Origin of the sequence: Streptomyces sp. NPDC096310 (assembly GCF_044763125.1) — a bacterium.
In the GTDB taxonomy this organism is placed as follows: Bacteria; Actinomycetota; Actinomycetes; order Streptomycetales; family Streptomycetaceae; genus Streptomyces.
In genome coordinates, this window is the sequence record NZ_JBIWFO010000017.1 from 13,306 (window position 1) to 31,057 (window position 17,752).

The 17,752-nt window shown below is 71.4% G+C and carries 20 protein-coding genes; 3 read left to right on the forward strand and 17 right to left on the reverse strand.

What is annotated here, in order from left to right; translation table 11 throughout:
* Positions 1-120: 120 nt before the first annotated feature.
* The 15 genes from ACIQ7D_RS26370 to ACIQ7D_RS26440 form a co-directional block, all read right to left on the reverse strand.
* Entirely contained in the window at positions 121-1,629 is a 1,509-nt protein-coding gene (locus ACIQ7D_RS26370) for a hypothetical protein (protein WP_403941472.1), read from the reverse strand.
* A 161-nt stretch (positions 1,630-1,790) separates the two neighbouring features.
* Positions 1,791-2,519 (reverse strand): antibiotic biosynthesis monooxygenase, encoded by a 729-nt coding sequence (locus ACIQ7D_RS26375; protein WP_403941474.1) that lies wholly within the window; start codon positions 2,517-2,519, stop codon positions 1,791-1,793.
* A 228-nt stretch (positions 2,520-2,747) separates the two neighbouring features.
* On the reverse strand, positions 2,748-3,329 hold the full coding sequence (locus ACIQ7D_RS26380; RefSeq protein WP_403941476.1) for an SMI1/KNR4 family protein: 582 nt from the start codon (positions 3,327-3,329) through the stop codon (positions 2,748-2,750).
* A gap of 593 nt (positions 3,330-3,922) precedes the next feature.
* Complete coding sequence (dapD, locus tag ACIQ7D_RS26385; protein ID WP_403941478.1) at positions 3,923-4,927, reverse strand: 2,3,4,5-tetrahydropyridine-2,6-dicarboxylate N-succinyltransferase; 1,005 nt, start codon at positions 4,925-4,927, stop codon at positions 3,923-3,925.
* An 85-nt stretch (positions 4,928-5,012) separates the two neighbouring features.
* Positions 5,013-5,216 carry a hypothetical protein gene (locus ACIQ7D_RS26390; RefSeq protein WP_403941480.1) on the reverse strand — a complete coding sequence of 68 codons (204 nt, stop codon included), beginning with the start codon at positions 5,214-5,216 and terminating at the stop codon, positions 5,013-5,015.
* Positions 5,217-5,220: 4 nt separating this feature from the next.
* Positions 5,221-5,769 (reverse strand): TetR/AcrR family transcriptional regulator, encoded by a 549-nt coding sequence (locus tag ACIQ7D_RS26395; RefSeq protein ID WP_403941482.1) that lies wholly within the window; start codon positions 5,767-5,769, stop codon positions 5,221-5,223.
* Positions 5,769-6,089 (reverse strand): DMT family transporter, encoded by a 321-nt coding sequence (locus tag ACIQ7D_RS26400; protein ID WP_403941483.1) that lies wholly within the window; start codon positions 6,087-6,089, stop codon positions 5,769-5,771. The genes ACIQ7D_RS26395 and ACIQ7D_RS26400 overlap by 1 nt, the downstream gene beginning before the upstream one ends.
* A 112-nt stretch (positions 6,090-6,201) precedes the next feature.
* Positions 6,202-6,540, reverse strand: coding sequence for a metal-sulfur cluster assembly factor (locus ACIQ7D_RS26405; protein ID WP_403941485.1), 339 nt, complete (start codon positions 6,538-6,540; stop codon positions 6,202-6,204).
* Positions 6,537-7,001, reverse strand: a complete 465-nt coding sequence (gene sufU / locus ACIQ7D_RS26410; RefSeq protein ID WP_384995814.1) for a Fe-S cluster assembly sulfur transfer protein SufU — start codon at positions 6,999-7,001, stop codon at positions 6,537-6,539. Before sufU ends, ACIQ7D_RS26405 begins: the two co-directional genes overlap by 4 nt.
* Before the next feature lie 22 nt (positions 7,002-7,023).
* The gene (locus ACIQ7D_RS26415) at positions 7,024-8,280 is read right to left on the reverse strand and encodes a cysteine desulfurase (protein ID WP_403941487.1); all 1,257 of its coding nucleotides are present in this window, start codon (positions 8,278-8,280) and stop codon (positions 7,024-7,026) included.
* Entirely contained in the window at positions 8,277-9,041 is a 765-nt protein-coding gene (gene sufC, locus ACIQ7D_RS26420; RefSeq protein WP_403941489.1) for a Fe-S cluster assembly ATPase SufC, read from the reverse strand. The genes ACIQ7D_RS26415 and sufC overlap by 4 nt, the downstream gene beginning before the upstream one ends.
* A gap of 7 nt (positions 9,042-9,048) precedes the next feature.
* Complete coding sequence (locus tag ACIQ7D_RS26425) at positions 9,049-9,366, reverse strand: non-heme iron oxygenase ferredoxin subunit (protein WP_403941491.1); 318 nt, start codon at positions 9,364-9,366, stop codon at positions 9,049-9,051.
* Positions 9,366-10,547: a Fe-S cluster assembly protein SufD gene (gene sufD, locus ACIQ7D_RS26430; protein WP_403941493.1), complete on the reverse strand. Its 1,182-nt coding sequence runs from the start codon at positions 10,545-10,547 to the stop codon at positions 9,366-9,368. Before sufD ends, ACIQ7D_RS26425 begins: the two co-directional genes overlap by 1 nt.
* A 103-nt stretch (positions 10,548-10,650) precedes the next feature.
* A complete protein-coding gene (gene sufB / locus ACIQ7D_RS26435; RefSeq protein WP_384995827.1) occupies positions 10,651-12,072 on the reverse strand; it encodes a Fe-S cluster assembly protein SufB in 1,422 nt (473 codons plus the stop codon).
* Complete coding sequence (locus ACIQ7D_RS26440; RefSeq protein WP_403941495.1) at positions 12,069-12,812, reverse strand: helix-turn-helix transcriptional regulator; 744 nt, start codon at positions 12,810-12,812, stop codon at positions 12,069-12,071. The genes sufB and ACIQ7D_RS26440 overlap by 4 nt, the downstream gene beginning before the upstream one ends.
* Before the next feature lie 179 nt (positions 12,813-12,991).
* Here ACIQ7D_RS26440 and ACIQ7D_RS26445 point away from each other — a divergent pair, with 179 nt between their 5' ends.
* From ACIQ7D_RS26445 to ACIQ7D_RS26455, 3 genes are all read left to right on the forward strand, one after another.
* Positions 12,992-13,975 (forward strand): ABC transporter ATP-binding protein, encoded by a 984-nt coding sequence (locus ACIQ7D_RS26445; protein ID WP_403941497.1) that lies wholly within the window; start codon positions 12,992-12,994, stop codon positions 13,973-13,975.
* A complete protein-coding gene (locus ACIQ7D_RS26450; RefSeq protein ID WP_403941498.1) occupies positions 13,972-14,781 on the forward strand; it encodes an ABC transporter permease in 810 nt (269 codons plus the stop codon). The genes ACIQ7D_RS26445 and ACIQ7D_RS26450 overlap by 4 nt, the downstream gene beginning before the upstream one ends.
* A gap of 97 nt (positions 14,782-14,878) precedes the next feature.
* Positions 14,879-15,847, forward strand: coding sequence for a heme A synthase (locus tag ACIQ7D_RS26455; protein WP_403941500.1), 969 nt, complete (start codon positions 14,879-14,881; stop codon positions 15,845-15,847).
* Between the two features lie 2 nt (positions 15,848-15,849).
* Here the strand turns inward: ACIQ7D_RS26455 and ACIQ7D_RS26460 are convergent, their stop codons facing one another.
* The gene (locus ACIQ7D_RS26460) at positions 15,850-16,992 is read right to left on the reverse strand and encodes an amidohydrolase (protein ID WP_403941502.1); all 1,143 of its coding nucleotides are present in this window, start codon (positions 16,990-16,992) and stop codon (positions 15,850-15,852) included.
* A gap of 189 nt (positions 16,993-17,181) precedes the next feature.
* Positions 17,182-17,607, reverse strand: coding sequence for a hypothetical protein (locus ACIQ7D_RS26465; RefSeq protein ID WP_403941504.1), 426 nt, complete (start codon positions 17,605-17,607; stop codon positions 17,182-17,184).
* Between the last annotated feature and the right edge of the window lie 145 nt (positions 17,608-17,752).

The following is a 17,752-nucleotide window of genomic DNA, read 5'->3' on the forward strand; positions in this document are numbered from 1 at the left end:
CGGCGCGGGGGGGGGGGGGGGGGGGGGGGGGGGGGGGGGGGGGGGGGGGGGGGGGGGGGGGGGGGCCCCGGGCCCCCCCCCCCCCCGGGGGCGTACCGCCGCACGGTGCCCCCGGGCCCCTCAGTTGCCGCCGCGCGAGCGCGCCTTGAACGCCGCCTTGCGCGCGTCCTTCGCCACGGCCCGGTCCCGGTGCAGCCGGCCCATCGCCTCCAGGACCTCCGCCGTCGCCGGATGGTCCACCCGCCACGCCGCCTCGAAGAACCCGCTGTGCTGACCCACCAGCCCCTCCACCAGCTCCTGCAGCTCGTCCGGCTCGCCCTCCGCGTCGAGTTGCGCGGCGATCGTGTCGACGGCCAGCCAGAAGATCATCGACTCGGGCGGCGGCGGTACCTCCCCGGCGCCCAGCTCCGCGAGCCAGACCCGCGCCAGGCCGCCCAGTTCCGCGTCGTCCAGCACCTCCCGTACGGCCGCCTCGGCCTCCGCGCCGACGAGGGAGAGCGCCTGCTGGCACTGCAGACGGCGCAGCGGCGCGCCCGCGTCCCTGCCCCGTGCGGCGGCAAGGAGTTCGCGTACGGCTTCGAGGGGCGCCCGGCCGGCGAGCCACTGTTCCGTCTCGGCGCGGGCGGCCGGCTCCGGGAAGTGGGCGATGCCATCGAGGAGCGCGTGGGCGTCCTTGTCCGCGAGTTCGCCGACGACGGGCGCGGTGACGCCCGCCTCCAGCATCCGGGACCTGATCCCGTAGAGCCCGAGCGGGGTCAGCCGGACCATGCCGTACCGGGTGACGTCGTCCTCGCCGACCGGCGGCTCCGGGTCGGCGTCCTCCACCATCAGGGCCTCGTCGACCGGTACGTACGAGACGAGCCCGATCGGCTCCAGCACCCGGAACTGCTCGTCGAGGCGCATCATCGCCTCGGACACCTGCTCCAGGATGTCGTCGGTGGGCTCGCCCATGTCGTCGGGGACGATCATCGACGCGGCGAGGACGGGCAGCGGCACGGCGGTCTCCGTACCGCCGCCCGCGCCCCCGCCCCCGCCTTCCACGACGGTGAGCAGATAGAGGTTGCCGAGGACTCCTTCGAGGAATTCCGCCTCCTCCTCGGGGTCCCAGTCGAGCGACTCGAAGTCGATCTCGCCGTCGTCGTCGATGGCCGCCGAGAGATCGTCGAGCACGGGCACGGTGGCGTCCGCGAAGGCGACGTCCAGGGCGTCCAGCCAGAGAGAGAGGACGTCCTGCGGAGAGCCGGAGGTGACCAGGGCGAGCTGGTCGCCCGTCGTGACGCCGCCCGTGGCCTCGCCCTCGTCGGCCGGGTACGCGCCGTCGGTGGTCTCTTCGAGGTCGTCGGGGTCTTCGACGTCCACGAGCCCCGTGTCGACCGCGACGCGCCACGCCTCGCTCGCGTACGCCTCGCCGTCGCCCTCCGACATCTCGTCGCCGAGGCCGAGCTGTTCCGCCGCGGCGGGCAGTTGCTCGTCGACCAGTTCACCCCCGGCGCTCACCCGTGTCTCCGGGCCCGCCCAGCGGGCGAGGCGTACGGCTCGGGCGAGCAGCGGCGCGGCGAGCGCGTCCCGGGCCAGTTCGGCGTCCGGAAGCAGCCGTACCGGCGGCAGGGTGGGGTGGTCTGCGGGCATCGGGTGGGTCTCCTTGTGGGGTACGGACATCCGAAGGGTTCCCCAGCGTAGACGCTTTTGGGCCCTTCCCACCCAGTTCATGTACCCGACAACCGCCCGCCCCCGCGCCCGCCTCGGCCCGGCGGCGGCCGCGCCGCAACTCCCCTGCTCCCGGGGCCGCGTCAGCCCGCGGTGTCGCTCGCGGAGGACAGGCTGACCGCGGGCGTGAAACGGGTCACGGTACTGCCCCTCACTCCCGGGTGGTTCCGTACGGCCCGCCACTGCTCCGTGTCCGAGCCGATGCCCCGGCCGCGCGCCGAGAGGGCGTCGACATGGGCCTGTTCGCTCACCCATCCGGCGAGGTTGAGGACCCGGGTGCCGTCCGTGGAGACGTGGAAGAAGGCGGAGATCCCGCCCGGCGCCAGGTGCGGATCGGTCTCGATCGCCGTGCGGACGGTGTCCACCCAGTCGCGCTGGCGCACGGGATCGGGGCCCTCGAACTCCACGTCGACGGCCACGACACAGCCGGGCACCAGGGGCGTACCGTCCGGCTGCCCCGTCAGCCCTTGGGCGCGGTAGAGGGCGTACGGGCGCAGCCCCATCCGCTCGATGCCGGGCACGGCGGCGTCGATCTCCGCGACGCGTTCGTCGCGGTCCGTGGCGGCGAACGCCTGGTACGACGCCTGATCGCGCCACTGGGCGTAGTGGAGCAGCGTCTCCCCGTCGTTCCCGGTGAGGACGGAGTACGAGAGCGGCCCGCCGTCCGGCCACGCTCTGCTCCGCCAGACATGGGTGATGGCCTCGACGGCCGCCCGCTGCCGCTCTAACGTGCCGACGCGCCAGGTGCTGACCGTGGCGACGCCCGCGTCTCGGCGCGTGAAATCAGGGAGCGTGCTCAACCGTACGGACATGATGGCTCCTCCTCGCGGCACGCCCCCGCGGCGCGCCCACGGCCACCATGCTCGAAGATGAAGCGTGATCGGGGTCAACCCCGCGCCGGGGCATCGTCCCGAGCCCCCTGCCTCGCGTCCCCGTCACCCCGTGTCGCGATACCCCGTCACCCCGTGTCCCCGTTCTCCCCGTGTTCCCCGTCTCCCCGTATGTGCCTCGTCCCGGGCCGGCGGCGTCAAACCACGACGTCAGACCACGACGTCGAACCACGGCCGACGGGAGGTGGCCCAGTGCGTCACCCAGCCGGCGAAGCCGGCCCCGGCCGCCGGGCGACCGAACGCCGCCCCGAACGGCGCCGCCCCGACATCACTGATGTTCCAGATCCGGCCGCGCTCCGCACCGGTGACGACAAGATGCCAGTACATGCCGCAGCCGTCCGTGCCCAGCACCACGCTGCCGTGGTTGCTGACCTCGTCGATGAGCGGCTCTATCTCCTCGTACGGCCGGGGGTCGTCCTCCCACACCCACGCCTCGGTGAGCGGGAACGGCTTCGCGAGCACCCGCTGCGTCTGGTCGCAGCCCCAGTCCTCGGGCAGCGCGGCCACCGGTATCAGCCCGTCGACGTCGGCGGGCCCCTCCGTGCATCCGTCGCATATCTCCGCGACCAGCGTCCGGTAGGGATCGGGCAGGACGATGTCCCGCTCACGCTCGAAGGCCCGCACCGCCTCCCAGCCCAGCGGCGGCAGACGCCGCTCCGGCGGGAAGGCCGCACGCAGCGCGTCGAGTTCTCCCCGGTCCGCTCCGCCCCTTTCGGCGTATTCGGTGTTCATGCTCTCCATGCCCTCCATGTCCCTCATTGGACCAGCACCCACTGACACTCCGGCCCCTGCTACCCCGAAGCACCCTCCGGCACGCTGGTGTCGTGGGCACCTTCGTCATTGAGCCGTACGATATGGCCCCCTTCCGTCCGCGCGTACACATGTGTACGTCCGAGGGTGCGAGACCAGGCCACGGCGTCCTGTTCACGCCGGGGGCGCTCCGTGGCTCCGTCGGCGGGGGTGTCCTGGCAGGTGGGCGCGGTGGTACGGGCCACGCCACGCACCGGCGCGGCCACAGGACGCACGCCGGGCCCGCAAGCGCCGAACGCGCCCTCCGAGCCACCATTGACGCGATGGAGCCGCAGGCCGAGCCACGCGGGCACACCCACTCCCGCCCCCACCCGAGCCGCACCACCGCCCCCGGACACGCGAAGCGCGCACCGCACGCGATCCCCCTCCCCCTTAGCGGAACCTTTGCCGATCATGCCAGACGGGTGGTGCATCACCCGGTCCGTGAACCGCTGCGGCCCGCCGGCCGGGAGGCGGTCGACGGGCTGCTGGGGGTGTACGGCGAGCTGGTGGGGGCCGCCGTGCGGTGAGTGGGGTCAGTTGTGGCTGTGGAGCACGTCGTTGAGACCGCCCCAGACCGCGTTGTTCGGGCGGGCCTCGACGGCGCCGGTGGTCGAGTTGCGGCGGAAGAGGATGTTGCTCGCGCCGGACAGTTCGCGCGCCTTGATGATCTGGCCGTCCGGCATCGTGACGCGTGTGCCGGCCGTGACGTAGAGCCCGGCCTCCACGACGCACTCGTCGCCGAGGGCGATCCCGACGCCCGCCTCCGCGCCGACCAGGCAGCGCTCGCCGATGACGATGCGCTCCTTGCCGCCCCCGGAGAGCGTGCCCATGGTGGAGGCGCCGCCGCCGATGTCGGAGCCGTCGCCGACGACGACGCCCGCGGAGATGCGGCCCTCGACCATGGAGGTGCCGAGGGTGCCCGCGTTGAAGTTGACGAAGCCCTCGTGCATGACGGTCGTGCCCTCGGCGAGGTGCGCGCCCAGGCGGACGCGGTCGGCGTCGGCGATCCGGACGCCGGCCGGTGCCACGTAGTCCGTCATCCTCGGGAACTTGTCGACCGAGGTCACCTGGAGGTGCAGCCCCTCGGCGCGGGCGTTGAGCCGTACGGTCTCCAGCGCGTCCACGGCGACCGGTCCCAGCGAGGTCCAGGCGACGTTGGCGAGCAGCCCGAAGATGCCGTCCAGGCTCTGGCCGTGCGGCTGGACCAGCCGGTGGCTGAGGAGGTGGAGCCGCAGGTAGACGTCGTGCGTGTCCAGCGGCTTGTCGTCGAGGGAGGCGATGACCGTACGGACCGCGACGATCTCGACCCCGCGCCGGGCGTCGGGCCCGAGGGCTTTCGCCGCGCCGTCACCGAGCAGTTCCACGGCGCGCTCGGCGGAGAGCCGCTCGGTGCCGGCCGGGCCGGGCTCGGCGGTGAGCGCGGGGGCGGGGAACCAGGTGTCGAGGACGGTGCCGTCCGCCGTGAGGGTGGCGAGGCCGGCGGCGACGGCGCCTGTGGCGCGGGAGGAGGGGGAACCTTGGGAAGACGTGTCGGTCATGCTCAGAACCTAACGTTTTCGACACCGCCCGGGCCAACCGGTCTCAGGTGCCGGGCCACCGCGCCGCCCCCGGTCACCGGCGCGCTCAGCTCAGCCGGTTGCTCTCGGAGCCGCCCGCTCTGTGGTCGACATCGTCCTCCGCCCTCGGCAGGGGACCGTGCCCCTCGGAGTGGTGGTTGACCCAGCCGCAGACCCCGCAGCTGTAGCGGCCGTCGAGTCCGGCGATGAGGGTGCCGCACTGCCGGCACTCGGCGTAGGTGATCTCGGGCCCGGGGGCCGGATTGCTCATCCCGTCAACCTACGGCGGGCGGAATCAGCCGCGCCAGCGCGAGCCGCGCGTACTCCTCGTCGTACACCCCGTCCGTCAGCAGCACCTGGAGGCAGATCCCGTCCAGCAGCGCGACCAGCGCCCGCGTGGTGACGGGGTCGACGCGCGCCGCCAGTATCCCGACGAGCGCGCCGCACCACTCCGCGGCGACCGGGCGCAGCGCGGGCCTGCGCAGTGCGGCGAGGTACAGCTCGTACTCCAGCTCCACGCCCGTACGGTCCCCCGCCAGCCACTCCCCGGTGATCCGGGCCAGCTCGGCGGCGATGTCGCACGCGGGGTCGGCGAGCGCGCCGCTCTTCCGTACGAGGTCCGCGAAGCCCTCGTCGGACTGCCGGAGCGCGGCGATCAGCAGTTCGTCCAGCGAGGCGAAGTGGTACGTGGTCGAGCCGAGCGGCACATCGGCCTCGGCGGCGACCGTGCGGTGGCTCAGTCCGGCGATACCGGCGCGCCCGACCACCCGCAGCGCGGCGTCGATGATGCGCCGGCGGCGCTCGGGGTCGTAACGGCGGGTCATCAGTGCGCCCCTCCGAGGTTGAGCACGATGACACCCGCGATCACCAGGGCGATCCCCAGCAGCTTGAGCAGGTCCGCGGACTCGTTCAGGAAGAGCACCCCGATGGCGGCGATGGCCGCCGTGCCGGCCCCGGCCCAGATCGCGTACGCCGTTCCGACGGAGAGCGTCTTGAGCGTCTGCGAGAGAAAGGCGAAGGCGAGAAGGTACCCCAGTACGGTCAGTACCGAGGGCCAGAGCCGGGTGAAGCCCTCGCTGTACTTCATGGCGGTGGTCGCGCCCACCTCTGCCGCGATCGCCACGGCCAGCAGTCCGTATCCCATGCGTACGAGGGTACACATCGGTACGTACGGTCGTACACATCGGACTGCACAGACAGAAAGCGAGCAGGGCCCCCGGCATCGCGCCGGGGGCCCTGCTCGCGTTCGAGGCGTCTCAGACGTTGAAGCCCAGCGCGCGCAACTGCTCGCGGCCGTCGTCCGTGATCTTGTCCGGGCCCCACGGGGGCATCCAGACCCAGTTGATCCTCAGCTCGTTGACGATGCCGTCCGTCGCCGCCTTCGCCTGGTCCTCGATCACATCGGTCAGCGGACACGCCGCCGACGTCAGGGTCATGTCCAGGGTGGCGATGTTCGCGTCATCGATATGGATGCCGTAGATCAGCCCGAGGTTGACGACATCGATCCCCAGCTCGGGGTCGACCACGTCGTACAGGGCCTCACGGACCTCCTCCTCCGAGGCGGGCTTCATCGTCAGGGTCTCGTTCTCGCTCATGCCGTCTCCTTCGTCGCGCTGTCGCCCAGCGCCTGGGCCGTCGCGTCCTTCCACGCCATCCAGCTCAGCAGGGCGCACTTCACGCGGGCGGGGTACTTCGAGACGCCCGAGAACGCGACCGCGTCCTCCAGCAGCTCCTCCATCGCGTCGTCCGGCTCCAACTGGCCCTTGGACTGCATCAGCTCCAGGAAGGCGCCCTGGATCTTCCGCGCGTCGGCCAGTTCCCGGCCCACCAGAAGATCGTTGAGCACGGACGCGCTGGCCTGGCTGATCGAGCAGCCCTGCCCCTCGTACGAGACGTCCGCGATCAGCGACCCCTCGTACCGCACCCGCAGTGTGATCTCGTCACCGCACGTCGGATTGGTGTGGTGCACCTCGGCGTCGCCATCCCGCAGACCGCGCCCATGGGGGTGCTTGTAGTGGTCCAGGATGACGTCCTGGTACATCGAATCCAGCTTCACGGACAGCCAGCCCTTCTCGTCCTCATCCGAAGAAGTTACGGACGTGCTCCAGCCCCTCGGCCAGGGCGTCGACCTCGGCCGGAGTGGAGTACAGATAGAAAGACGCTCGCGTGGTCGCGGGAATTCCGTACCGCAGGCAGACCGGCCGCGCGCAGTGGTGCCCGACCCGGACGGCGATGCCCTGCTCGTCCAGGACCTGACCCACGTCGTGCGGATGGATGTCACCCAGCGTGAACGAGATCGTGGCCCCGCGGTCCTCGGCCGTCGTCGGGCCGATGATCCGCAGGTCGGGGACGTCGAGCAGCCGCTTGACCGCGTACTCGGTGATCGCGTGCTCATGCGCGGCGATCTTGTCCATGCCGATCGCCGCGAGGTAGTCCACGGCCGCGCCGAGGCCGACGGCCTGGGCGATCGGGGGCGTGCCCGCCTCGAACTTGTGCGGCGCGGGGGCGTACGTGGACGAGTGCATCGACACGGTCTCGATCATCTCGCCGCCGCCGAGGAACGGCGGCAGGTCCTCCAGCAGCTCCTGCCGGCCCCAGAGCACACCGATCCCGGTCGGACCGACCATCTTGTGGCCCGTGAAGGCCACGAAGTCCGCCTGGAGCGCCTGGACGTCCAGCACCTGGTGCGGGGCGGCCTGCGAGGCGTCGACGCAGACCAGCGCGCCGACCTCCTGGGCGCGGCGGACGATCGCCTCGACCGGGTTCTGGGTGCCCAGGATGTTGGAGACCAGCACGAAGGAGACGATCTTCGTCTTCTCCGTGATGACCTCGTTGATGTTCGACAGGTCGAGACGGCCCTCGTCGGTGATGCCGAACCACTTCAGCTTCGCGCCGGTGCGCTGCGCGAGGAGCTGCCACGGCACGATGTTGGAGTGGTGCTCCATCTCCGTGATGACGATCTCGGTCTCGTGGTCGACCCGGTAGGGCTCGTCGGCCCAGCCGAGCATGTTGGCCACGAGGTTCAGCGACTCGGAGGCGTTCTTGGTGAAGATCACCTCGTTGCGGCTGGGTGCGTTGATGAAGGCGGCGACCTTGTCGCGGGCGCCTTCGTACAGCGCCGTGGCCTCCTCGGCGATGGTGTACACGCCGCGGTGGACATTCGCGTTGTGCTGCTCGTAGTACTGACTCAGCGCGTCGAGCACCTGCCGCGGCTTCTGTGAGGTGGCAGCGGAGTCGAGGTACACGAGCTTCTTGCCGTCATGGATCACCCGGTCCAGGATCGGGAAGTCCTTACGGATCGCCTCGGTGTCGAGAAGGCCCGGCAGCTGTGTCACGCCGTTACTCCACCCTTCACGTATGCCTCGTAGCCCTCGTTCTCCAGCTTGTCGGCCAGCTCCGCACCGCCGGACTCGGCGATCCGGCCCTGCGCGAAGACATGTACGAAGTCGGGCTTGATGTAGCGGAGAATCCGCGTGTAGTGCGTGATCAGCAGGGTGCCGACCTCGCCGGTCTCCCGGACGCGGTTCACGCCCTCGGAGACGACCCGCAGCGCGTCCACGTCGAGGCCGGAGTCGGTCTCGTCCAGGACGGCGATCTTGGGCTTGAGCAGTTCGAGCTGGAGGATCTCGTGGCGCTTCTTCTCACCGCCGGAGAAGCCCTCGTTCACGTTGCGCTCGGCGAAGGCGGGGTCCATCTGAAGACGCTCCATGGTCTCCCGGACCTCCTTCACCCAGGTACGCAGCTTGGGGGCCTCGCCGCGCACGGCGGTCGCCGAGGTGCGCAGGAAGTTGGAGACCGAGACACCGGGGACCTCGACGGGGTACTGCATCGCGAGGAAGAGACCGGCACGGGCGCGCTCGTCGGCGGTCATCTCCAGCAGGTTCTCGCCGTCCAGCGTGGCCGTACCCCCGGTGATCGTGTACTTGGGGTGGCCCGCGAGCGAGTACGCGAGAGTCGACTTGCCGGAGCCGTTGGGGCCCATGATGGCGTGCGTCTCGCCCTGCCTGACGGTCAGGTCGACGCCCTTGAGGATCTCGCGGGCGCCGTGCTCCGCTTCGACGGAGACGTGCAGGTCGTGGATTTCAAGCGTTGCCATGGGTGACTCAGGACTCCTGGGTGACGGAGACGAGCACATCGTCCCCTTGGATCTGTACGGGGTATACGGGGACGGGGCGCGTCGCGGGAAGACCGGACGGCTTACCGGTACGGAGGTCGAAACGGGAACCGTGCAGCCAGCACTCGATCGCGCAGTCCTCCACCTCGCCCTCCGAGAGGGAGACGTTCGCGTGCGAGCAGATGTCGTTGATCGCGAACACCTCGCCCTCGGTACGGACCAGAGTGACCGGCGTGCCGTCGAGTTCCACCCGCTTCGGGGCGTCCTCCTCCAGCTCACCGAGGGCGCAGACACGGACGAAGGCCATCAGACTGACGCCTCCAGCTCCGCCTCGATCTTGGCCAGCAGGCGCTCCTCGACATCCGGCAGTCCGATCTGCTGGACCAGCTCGGCGAAGAAGCCGCGGACGACGAGGCGGCGGGCCTCGGTCTCCGGGATGCCGCGGGCCATCAGGTAGAAGAGCTGCTCGTCGTCGAAGCGGCCGGTCGCCGAGGCGTGTCCGGCGCCGGCGATCTCGCCGGTCTCGATCTCCAGGTTCGGTACGGAGTCGACCCGTGCGCCGTCCGTGAGGACCAGGTTGCGGTTCAACTCGTACGTGTCGGTGCCCTCGGCCTGGGCCCGGATGACGACGTCACCGATCCAGACGGCGTGGGCGTCGGCCCCCTGGAGCGCGCCCTTGTAGGCGGCGTTGGACTTGCAGTGCGGGGCGTTGTGGTCGACCAGGAGGCGGTGCTCCTGGTGCTGGCCCTGGTCGGTGAAGTAGAGGCCGAACAGCTCGGCCTCGCCGCCGGGGCCCGCGTACTGCACGCGCGGGTGGAGCCGTACGACATCGCCGCCGAAGGTGACGACGATCGACTTGAAGGAGGCGTCCCGGCCGACCAGCGCGTTGTGCTGGCCGACGTGGACGGCCTTGTCGTCCCAGTCCTGGACGGAGACGACGGTCAGCTTGGCGCCGTCCCCGAGCAGGTAGTCGACATTGGCGGCGAGCACCCCGTCGCCGGTGTGGTCGATGACGACGACCGCCTCGGCGAAGGCGCCGAGCTCGACGACCTGGTGGCCGTAGGTGGTGCCGCCCTCGCCGTGGACGGCGATCCGGATCGGCTCGGCGACCACGGTCTCCTTGGGCACCGAGACGACGGACGCCTTCTCGAAGGAGGAGTACGCCTGGGCGGCGACCCGGTCCACCGGGGTGCCCGCCCTGCCGAGCCGCGCGTCGTCGCGGCCCACGGTCTCGACGGTGACGCCCTCGGGGGCGGTCACCTCGACCGTGACACCGCCGTCCACCGCGACGGCGGTGCCGTCGTGCAGCCCGCGCAGCCGCTCCAGCGGCGTGAACCGCCACTCCTCCTCGCGGCCGTGCGGGACGGGGAAGTCCGCCACGTCGAAGGACGGGGGCGCGCTCATGCGCGTGGCGACGGTCGACTCGGCGGCCACCGCGATCGAACCGGCAGTCGTGGAGCCCGCCGGAATGTTCTGAGCCTCAGCCATGGCTGTCGTCGTGCTCTCTCTCTGCCTCTGCGTAAGAAAAACGGTCGCCGCTCAGGTCGTACGAGCCGCGCGGACGCCGGGTGGTCGGGCCGGCCGGTCGTGCCTAGCCGACGGAACCCTCCATCTGGAGCTCGATCAGCCGGTTCAGTTCCAGCGCGTACTCCATGGGCAGCTCCTTGGCGATCGGCTCGACGAAGCCGCGCACGATCATCGCCATCGCCTCGAACTCGGAGAGACCGCGGCTCATCAGGTAGAAGAGCTGGTCCTCGGAGACCTTGGAGACGGTCGCCTCGTGGCCCATCGACACGTCGTCCTCGCGGACGTCGACGTACGGGTACGTGTCGGAGCGCGAGATGGTGTCGACCAGCAGCGCGTCGCAGAGCACGTTGGACTTGGAGCCCTCGGCGCCCTCACCGATCTCGATCAGACCGCGGTAGGAGGTACGGCCGCCACCGCGCGCCACCGACTTGGAGACGATGTTGGACGAGGTGTTGGGGGCCATGTGGACCATCTTGGCGCCCGCGTCCTGGTGCTGGCCCTCGCCCGCGAAGGCGATGGACAGCGTCTCACCCTTGGCGTGCTCGCCCATCAGGTAGACGGCCGGGTACTTCATGGTGACCTTGGAGCCGATGTTGCCGTCGACCCACTCCATGGTCGCGCCCTCGTACGCCACGGCGCGCTTGGTGACCAGGTTGTAGACGTTGTTCGACCAGTTCTGGATGGTCGTGTAGCGGCAGCGGCCGCCCTTCTTGACGATGATCTCGACGACGGCGCTGTGCAGCGAGTCCGAGGAGTAGATCGGGGCGGTGCAGCCCTCTACGTAGTGGACGTAGGCGTCCTCGTCGACGATGATCAGCGTCCGCTCGAACTGGCCCATGTTCTCCGTGTTGATACGGAAGTAGGCCTGGAGCGGGATGTCGACGCGCACACCCTTCGGCACGTAGATGAACGATCCGCCGGACCACACGGCCGAGTTCAGCGACGCGAACTTGTTGTCGCCGACCGGGATGACCGTGCCGAAGTACTCCTGGAAGAGCTCCGGGTGCTCCTTCAGCGCGGTGTCGGTGTCCAGGAAGATGACGCCCTGCTCCTCCAGGTCCTCACGGATCTGGTGGTAGACGACCTCCGACTCGTACTGCGCGGCGACACCGGCCACGAGGCGCTGCTTCTCCGCCTCCGGGATGCCGAGCTTGTCGTACGTGTTCTTGATGTCCTCCGGCAGTTCCTCCCAGGAAGCGGCCTGCTTCTCGGTGGAGCGCACGAAGTACTTGATGTTGTCGAAGTCGATGCCCGACAGGTCGGAGCCCCAGTTCGGCATGGGCTTCTTGTCGAACAGCCGCAGCCCCTTGAGCCGCAGCTTCAGCATCCACTCGGGCTCGTTCTTCTTCTCCGAGATGTCGCGCACGACAGCCTCGGAGAGGCCGCGCTTGGCAGCGGCGCCGGCGGCGTCGGAGTCCGCCCAGCCGAATTCGTACGTACCCAGGCCTTCGAGCTCAGGATGGGCAGTCTCGGTGGGGAGCGTCATGCGGGGTTCCTCCCGGCTGTGCTTTCGGATGCGTGATCGGTGGTCTGTGGGGTGGCGCGGGGAATGAAGGTCGTGCACACGCCGTCGCCGTGGGCGATGGTGGCGAGCCGCTGCACATGCGTCCCGAGAAGCTGGGAGAAGAACTCCGTCTCCGCCTCGCAGAGCTGCGGGAACTTCTGGGCGACATGCGCGACCGGGCAGTGGTGCTGGCAGAGCTGCTCGCCCTGCTGGCCGGGAGCGCCGCGCGCCGTAGCAGCGTACCCGTCGGCGCTCAGCGCCTTCGCGAGCGCCTCGGTGCGCCCGCCGGGCCCGGCGGACTCGACCGACTTCCGGTAGCTCTCGGCCTGGGCGGCGATCCTGGCGCGGGCGAAGGCGGCGACGGCCGCCTCGCCCGGTGCGCCGCCGCCGGCGGAGGCGGCGATCCACTTCAGCGCGTCGGCGGCGAGCTGGTCGTAGGACTGGTCGAAGGCGTCCCGGCCGCAGTCGGTCAGGGCGAACACCTTGGCGGGCCTGCCGCGTCCGCGCGAGCCGTAGACCCGCTGGTCACGCGGCTCCACGACGGAGTCGGCGGCCAGCGCGTCGAGGTGGCGGCGGACGGCCGCCTGGGTGAGCCCGAGGCGCTTCGCCAGGTCGGAGACGGTGGACGGGCCGTGGTCCAGGATGGACCGCGCGACCCGGTTGCGAGTGGAGTGCTCACCGGTCGCGAGTTCCTCCTGCGGAGCCTCGCCAACGTATTTCACAACGCCATTGTTGCGTAATTCCTTCGGCGCTGACAACCGAGGTGGTCGGCGACCCGCGGTGCGCTTCATCACTAAGGGTTACCTAAGAAAAGCCTGTTTCCGGCCCTTCTGGTGCCCCTTTCGTCCACCTCGCGCCCCCGCCGGACGCCCCGCGCCCCGCCCTGCCTAGACTTTCCCGCATGCGCAGCGTCTTCCCGGGTGGCCCTCTGCCCGACAGCGGCACGACCGCGGGCCCGCCCCCGGGAACGCCCCTCGTAGAGGTCCGTGGCCTGGTCAAACGGTACGGCACCACCACCGCGGTGGACGGCCTCGACCTGGTGGTCGGCGCCGGTACGGTCACCGCGGTCCTCGGCCCCAACGGAGCCGGCAAGACCACCACGATCGAGACGTGCGAGGGCTACCGCAGGCCCGACGCGGGCTCCGTGCGGGTCCTCGGCCTGGACCCGGTCGCCGACGCCGCCAGGCTGCGCCCGCGCATCGGGGTGATGCTCCAGTCGGGTGGCGTGTACTCCGGCGCGCGCGCCGGGGAGATGCTGCGCCACATGGCCCGGCTGCACGCCCGCCCGCTGGACGTGGACGCCCTGATCGAACGGCTCGGCCTCGGCGGCTGCGGCCGGACGACCTACCGGCGGCTCTCCGGCGGCCAGCAGCAGCGGCTCGCGCTGGCGCTGGCCGTGGTCGGCCGCCCCGAGCTGGTCTTTCTCGACGAGCCGACCGCCGGGCTCGACCCGCAGGCCCGGCGCTCCACCTGGGAGCTGGTGCGCGAGCTGCGCGCCGACGGCGTCGGCGTGGTGCTGACCACGCACTTCATGGACGAGGCCGAGGAACTGGCCGACGACGTCGTGATCATCGACGCGGGCCGGGTCATCGCCCAGGGCAGCCCCGAGGAGCTGTGCCGCGGCGGCGCGGAGAACACCCTGCGCTTCACCGGACGCCCGGGACTCGACCTCGGCTCGCTGCTGAAGGCGCTGCCCGACGGCTCCGAGGCCGCCGAGCTGTCGCCCGGCTCGTACCGCATCGGCGGCTCGGTCGACCCGCAGCTCCTGGCCACGGTGGCCTCCTGGTGCGCGCAGCACGGCGTCATGGCGGACGGGATATCCGTCGAGCGGCACACCCTGGAGGACGTCTTCCTCGAACTGACCGGCAAGGAGCTGCGTCCATGAGCACGAGCACCGGCGGCGCCGTCAGCGGTACGGGCGCCCCCAGCGGCGGTACGTACGCCCCGGCGCCCGGCGCGGCCCCGCTCGCGCGCATGATCGCGACGCAGACGGCGTTCGAGACGAAGCTGCTGCTGCGCAACGGCGAGCAGCTCCTGCTGACCGTGATCATCCCGTCGCTGCTGCTGGTCCTCTTCTCCACGGTCGACGTGGTCGACACGGGCGAGGGGAAGGCCGTCGATTTTCTCGCGCCGGGCGTGCTGGCGCTGGCGGTGATGTCCACCGCGTTCACCGGGCAGGCCATCGCCACCGGTTTCGAGCGGCGCTACGGGGTGCTCAAGCGGCTCGCGGTGTCGCCGCTGCCCCGCTGGGCCCTGATGACCGCCAAGACGCTCTCCGTACTGGTCACGGAGGTCCTTCAGGTCGTCCTGCTGACGGTGATCGCGTTCGGTCTCGGCTGGTCCCCGCACGGCAACCCGCTCGCCGTCCTGCTGCTGCTCGTACTCGGCACCGCCGCGTTCTCCGGGCTCGGGCTGCTGATGGCGGGCACGCTCAAGGCGGAGGCGACGCTGGCCGCCGCGAATCTGGTCTTCCTGCTGCTGCTGGTCGGCGGCGGGGTGATCGTGCCGCTGGACCGGTTCCCGGACGCGGCCCGCGCGGTGCTGGAGCTGCTGCCGATCTCGGCGCTCTCCGGCGGGCTGCGCGACGTGCTCCAGCACGGGGCGGGGGTCCCCTGGGGCGGTCTCGGGGTGCTGGCCGTCTGGGCCGTGCTCGGCCTCGGCGCGGCGGGCCGACTCTTCCGCTGGGAGTAGCCGCCGGGGCCGGGGCCCGTCCTCCGGGCATGGGTCCCACCTGCGCGAATGCGGCATACGTACCCCTCGTGAAATCCTGCACAAGCTCCGGCCTAGCATGGTGGCCGTGTTGAACCCCCTCGCGTACATCGCTCAGCGCTGGACACCCTCCCCCCGTATGCTCCGGCGCGCCGCCTTCTCCGCCGTCGTGATGAGCGTGCTCATCATCGTGACCGGCGGCGCGGTCCGGCTGACCGGTTCCGGCCTCGGCTGCGACACCTGGCCCAAGTGCACGGACGGCAGCCTCATCGCCACGCCCGAGCAGGGGCTGCACGGGGCGATCGAGTTCGGCAACCGGATGCTGACGTACGTGCTGAGCGCGGCGGTCGGCTGGGCGATCATCGCGGCGCGTTCCGTCAAGCCCCGGCGGCGCGGTCTGACCAAGCTGGCCTGGTCGCAGTTCTGGCTCGTCATGGCCAACGGGGTCCTCGGTGGCATCACGGTGCTGACCGAGCTGAACCCGTGGACGGTGGCGGGGCACTTCTTGGCCGCCAGTGGCCTGCTCACGGTCACCACGCTCACCTGGCTGCGCACGCACGAGGGCGACGGTGCCCCCCGCCCGCGCGTCCCGCGTCCGGTGCGCAAGCTGTCCTGGGCGCTGATCATCTCGTCGATGGTGCTGATCGCGGCGGGTACGACGGTGACGGGTTCGGGCCGGCACGCGGGGGACAGCAGCGATGTGCCGCGGATGCCGTTCGACTACATCACCGTGGCCCATGTGCACGCGGCGTTCGCCTGGCTCGTCTGCGCGCTGGCGGTGGCGATGTGGCTGGTGCTGCGGGTGGTGGACGCCCCCGCCGACACCCGGGCGCGCGCCCGCGATCTGCTGCTGATCCTGCTCGCGCAGGGCGCCATCGGGTATGTGCAGTACTTCACCGACTCCCCGGAGATCCTGGTCGGCAGCCATATGTTCGGCTCGGCCGTGGTGTGGATCGCCGTCCTGCGGGTCGCGGTGAGCATGCGGGAGCGGCCTCGTACGACGGCGGAGATCCCGGCCCAGGCGGACCCGGCGCCCGCGACCGTCTGAGGTCAGTCGTCCGTGAGGGCGTGGACGCGGCGGGCGTTGCCCGCGGCGATCAGCCCCGCCACGCGCCGGGCGTCGGCCACCGACCACGCCCCGTCGCGTACCCAGCCGCCGAGGACCCGCTCCAGCGCGGCCCGGAAGACCCGGGCCCCCACGAGATGCAGTTCGGGCAGCCCGCGCGCGGCGGTCGAGAAGAGCAGCTTCCCGAACGGCGCGCTCTCCAGCATCTCGGCGAGCACCATCGCGGCCCCGGCCCCCGTACGGGAGAGTACGGAGCCCAGGTCGGCGTGGACCTGGGGAAAGAGACCGGTGAGGCGGGCCGCGTCGCGGTGGTACGGATAGGTGTCCCGCAGGACGAGCGGGCCGCCGATGCCCGCCGTGGCCGCCGCGAGACCGTACGCGTCGGTGCCGCCGCCGGTCTCCAGGTGGAGCGGGAGTCCGGTGCCGACGGCGGTCCAGTGGAGATGCCGCAGGAGTACGGGGTCGAGGAGCGGGCCTCCGACCGGGCCTCCGACCGGGCCTACGGGCGAACCGCTCACGGAGCCGCGCGCGGCGAGCCAGCGGCCGGCGGCGCCCCGCACCTCGCCGGGGCCCGGCGGCTCGGGGTCGAGCGCGAGACCGGGGCGGGTCGTGGCGGCGGCGCTGAGCGCGACGGCCGAGGCGGCGGCGGTGTGGACGGCCTCGGCGAGCCCGGCGAGAAAGGCGCCCACGCCATCCGCGGTGGCGGCGGCCCGCACGGCGAGGAGTTCGAGCCGGACGGTCTCCCGGCTGCGGGCCGCTCCCATCGCGGCGGTCTCCGCGGCCCCGGCCAGCTCGTCGGACGCGCCCGCGGTGCCGGGGCTCCCGGCGCCGCCGGTGTCGACCAGATAGGTGGAGATCCCCGTGGCGCGCAGCAGCCGCCGGGAGACTTCGAGCGAGCCGAGTTCCCGGCGGCGGGCCAGATAGCGGGCCGGTGTGCAGTGCGGTTCGAGACCGAGCAGCGGCGGGCACCAGCGCCGTACCGCCACCCCCGTCTGGGTGTCGAAGAAAGTGGTGCCGGGGGCGGCGGGCACGGTCCCTCCGAGCCGGGCCTCGAAGGTGCCGAGCCCCAGCTCCGTGGTGAGCACTCCGTGGCCGTACTGGTCCACGAGGGACGCTGTCTCGATCATCGGGCTTCCCGTCGTGGACCGTGGATCATGGACCGCATGAGCGCATGACCGACCGAACCGGTGACCGACGGCCTGACGACCTGGTCGTCACTCCTCACAGTCCTAACGGGTGAACGCGGGTTCCGGTGGCGTCTCGGGGATCTCTCCGGGAGCGCTCGGGGAGCATTTCAGGGGCGCACACCGGGCGGGTCACGTCTTGTCGGGCCGGCCGCCGAGCTGGAGTCCGGCCATCCGGCCCCACTCGTACGGACCGGTGCGCGCCTTGGCCGCGAACTCGCCGTCGAAGGTCTCGTGGAGGGTGAGCCCGGCCAGCTCCGCCGCGGCGCTCGCGACCGCGTGGGTGGGGGCGACGAGATCGCCCCACGCGCCGTCCGTGCCGACGAGCACGATCCGGGTGCCGGCCTGCCCCATGTACGCGAGCTGTCCCTCGGCGCCGCCGTGCTGTCCGGCGAAGGCGCCGATCCGTTTCGCGAGCCGGGCGGCCCTGCGCTCGGCTCGCGCCTCGTGCCGGGTCCGTGCGGTGTTCTCGGCGGTCCCGCCGTTCTCGCCGGCCCCACCGGTTCCGCCGGTCCCGCCGGTTCCGCCGCTCTGATCTGCCTGCTGGGTCTCTGCCATGTCACGGGATGCTACCGACGGGTAGATCAACGGGCGACGGGCGGGGGGGGCGTCGTAGTGAAACACGCGCCCCCCCCCTCGGCGGGCAGAACACCAGCCGCCGGTGGGCAGCAACGCCGACCGCTCTCCCCCGCCCGCCCCCCAC